Origin of the sequence: Aquisalimonas sp., from assembly GCF_007120195.1 — a bacterium.
Classification (GTDB): Bacteria; Pseudomonadota; Gammaproteobacteria; order Nitrococcales; family Aquisalimonadaceae; genus Aquisalimonas.
In genome coordinates, this window is sequence record NZ_SKOG01000108.1 from 1 (window position 1) to 2,965 (window position 2,965).

Consider the following 2,965-nt stretch of genomic DNA (forward strand, 5'->3'; position numbering starts at 1 on the left):
CTGAGCATCAACCTCTCGGCGCAGACCCTCAAGGACATCGACTTTCCGGACTGGCTCAATGCCTGCTTGCAGCACCATGAGGTGCGCGCCGACAAGATCTGTTTCGAACTCCCCGAGACAGCGGTGGCGGCCAATCTCGGCCTGGCGGCTGACCTGCTGCGCGCGCTCCAGGCGATGGGCTGCCGGTTAGCGCTGGACGACTTTGGCGGTGGCCTGTCATCCTATGGGTCCTTGAAAAACCTGCCAGCTGACATCCTCAAGATTGACGGTGCGTTCATCCGCGATATGGGGCGCAACACCGCAGACCGCAGCGTCGTGAAGTCCGTCCACGATCTCGCGCACCTCCTGGGCAAGCTCACGGTGGCGAAATACGTGGAAACGGATGAGGCCTATCGGCAGGCACGGGAACTTGGGCTGGATTTTGCGCAAGGCTATCACGTGGAGCGGCCGTATCCGCTGGATGAACTGGGGCTGAAGCGGCTGGCGGTACCCGAGTGACAGCATCTTTGTCTTTGCAATTCGTGTACAAATGTTATACAAGTGGTACGGATGCGAGGCGGGCCGACCGAGGGACGTGATGAACATTGACGAGATGACCGAGGCCTTTGGCCACATCATTCGCTCAGTGGGTGAGGACGTGAGCCGGGACGGGCTGCAGAAGACGCCCGAGCGCGCGGCCCAGGCCTTCGCCTACCTGACCGAGGGGTACGATCAGAACCTCGAGGAACTGGTCAACGGCGCCATCTTTCCATCCGATAACGACGAGATGGTGATCGTGCGGGATGTCGAATTCTATTCCCTGTGCGAGCACCATCTGCTGCCATTCATCGGTCGCGCCAATGTGGCCTACATCCCGGATGGTACGGTGATCGGCCTGTCCAAAATCGCGCGCATCATCGACATGTACGCGCGGCGCTTCCAGATCCAGGAGAACATGACCAAAGAGATCGCCGACGCGGTCCTGAGCGTCACCGGCGCCAAGGGCGTCGCGGTGCACATCACGGCAAACCACCTGTGTATGATGATGCGAGGCGTCGGCAAGCAGAATTCCAGCATGAGCACGTCGGTGATGCTGGGATCATTTAGAAAGTCGCAGTCTACTCGCAACGAGTTCCTGCAACTCATCCGCGGTTAGCTGCGTGCGCTCAGCACAGGTGCACCGTTAAGGATGGACGTCAGCAATGGGAGGGGAACACGCCCATGAGCAGTGTCGCGGAACGGGCACTTGGCCCGGGAGCCGCCCGGGTCGAGAGTTCACGCATCCGCATCAAGAACCTGCGGTTGCGAACCTTCATCGGACTGAACGAGGAGGAGCAGGAGAAACGCCAGGATGTGGTCCTGAACATCATCGTCGACTATGACGCCCTGCGCGCCGCCACGTCGGACTCCCCGGACGATGCGCTCAACTACCGCACGATTACCAAGGAGGTGATCGAGCTGGTCGAAGACAACCGTTTCTTGCTTCTGGAGAAGCTTGTACACGACGTAATCAAGCTCGTGCTGGAGCACCCGGCGGCGCATGGCGTGCAGGTGGAAGTGGACAAGCCCCACGCCCTGCGCTTCGCCGATTCGGTGTCGCTGACCATGTCGGCCGTGCGGCGCGACTAGGCGTATGGCACCGGCGGGCAGTGAGCACGATCAACCGACACGGCGCGCGGCAAGCCTTTTGGGGCTCGCCGGTGCGCTGCCTTTTGTTGCCCTGGCGCTTGCCCTGTGGTGGCTGTCGGAGGCGCGCGGGCAATGGGCGTTACAAGCGCTGATCGCTTACGGCGCGGTGATACTCTCTTTTCTCGGCGGTATCCACTGGGGGCTCGCGCTGCGCGACGCCCCCGCGAACGGCCGCGCTTTCGTGATCAGCGTCATCCCGTCGCTACTGGCCTGGACGGCGCTGCTACTGCCCCACACCTTCGCCCTGAGCCTGCTCGTGGTGTGCTTTGTCGGCCAATTGGCGCTGGATATGCGCCTGCACGTGGCTCGGTGGTTCCGCCTGCTGCGGATAGCACTGACCGTGGTCGTGTGCACCAGCCTGCTCCTCGCGTCCATGGCGCCCACGGCATCCTGAGCGGCACGCTCAGGCGATGACACCCTGTGTGCTCTCGCCCTGTGCTAATGTCCTGTAACGTTAATCTCATGGAAATTGGCGTGAGGGCCGCTCAACCATGACCCAGCACCGTCTTCCCGCCGTGTGGATGCGCGGCGGCACCAGCAAGGGGCTTTTTCTGCACGCCGAGGATCTACCCGCCGACCCGAATGAGCGCGACGCGCTTCTGCTGCGGGCCCTGGGCAGCCCCGACCCGTACGGCAGTCAGATGGATGGCGTGGGCGGCGGCACCTCCAGCACCAGCAAAGTGGTACTGATCAGCCGCTCGCAGCGGCGCGGCTGCGACGTGGATTATCACTTCGGGCACATCGCCGTGGAGCAACCGCTGGTGGACTGGTCCGGGAACTGCGGCAATCTCACCGCGGCCGTGGGGCCGTTCGCCCTCGAGGAGGGCCTGGTCGAACCCCGCGAGCCCACGACCACGGTGCGCATCTGGCAAGCCAATCTGGGCGAGCGCATCCTCGCCCACGTGCCGGTGGAGGGGGGAGCACCCGCGGTGGACGGCGATGTGGCCATGGCCGGCGTGCCAGGCTACGGTGCGGGCATCCGGCTGGACTTCCTCGGCGCCCCGGAACCTCGACCGGTCCTGCCGACCAGTCGTCCGCGGGATACGCTCCGCATCCCGGGCCTGGGTTCGCTGGAGGCGAGCCTGGTCCACGCGGGCAACCCCACGGTGTTTATCCGCGCCTCGGACGTCGGGCTCAAGAGTACGGAACAGCCCGGAGACATCGACGACCCGACGCTTCTGGAGGCGCTGGAAGCGATCCGTTGTGCCGGAGCCGTTGCCATGGGCCTGGCCGATGCACCAGCGACCGTGCGCCGGACCCGCCCGGCCACGCCCAAGGTGGCGTTCGTGGCACCTCC

The 2,965-nt window shown here is 64.1% G+C and carries 5 protein-coding genes; all 5 read left to right on the top strand.

Annotation, left to right across the window (positions count from 1 at the left end; genetic code table 11):
* On the top strand, positions 1-498 hold a 498-nt coding region (locus QZT63_RS08475), incomplete at its 5' end, for an EAL domain-containing protein (RefSeq protein WP_290650287.1).
* Positions 499-577: 79 nt separating this feature from the next.
* The gene (gene folE / locus QZT63_RS08480) at positions 578-1,135 is read left to right on the top strand and encodes a GTP cyclohydrolase I FolE (protein ID WP_290650289.1); all 558 of its coding nucleotides are present in this window, start codon (positions 578-580) and stop codon (positions 1,133-1,135) included.
* Between the two features lie 65 nt (positions 1,136-1,200).
* Positions 1,201-1,608, top strand: a complete 408-nt coding sequence (folX, locus tag QZT63_RS08485; RefSeq protein ID WP_290650290.1) for a dihydroneopterin triphosphate 2'-epimerase — start codon at positions 1,201-1,203, stop codon at positions 1,606-1,608.
* Between the two features lie 4 nt (positions 1,609-1,612).
* Positions 1,613-2,062 carry a DUF3429 domain-containing protein gene (locus QZT63_RS08490; RefSeq protein ID WP_290650292.1) on the top strand — a complete coding sequence of 150 codons (450 nt, stop codon included), beginning with the start codon at positions 1,613-1,615 and terminating at the stop codon, positions 2,060-2,062.
* Positions 2,063-2,159: 97 nt separating this feature from the next.
* The coding region (locus QZT63_RS08495; RefSeq protein WP_290650293.1) for a PrpF domain-containing protein at positions 2,160-2,965 on the top strand (806 nt) is incomplete at its 3' end.

Coding starts and splice junctions, on each gene's coding strand:
- folE (WP_290650289.1), top strand. CDS start 578: ATGAACATTGACGAGATGACCGAGGCCTTTGGCCACATCATTCGCTCA.
- folX (WP_290650290.1), top strand. CDS start 1,201: ATGAGCAGTGTCGCGGAACGGGCACTTGGCCCGGGAGCCGCCCGGGTC.
- QZT63_RS08490 (WP_290650292.1), top strand. CDS start 1,613: ATGGCACCGGCGGGCAGTGAGCACGATCAACCGACACGGCGCGCGGCA.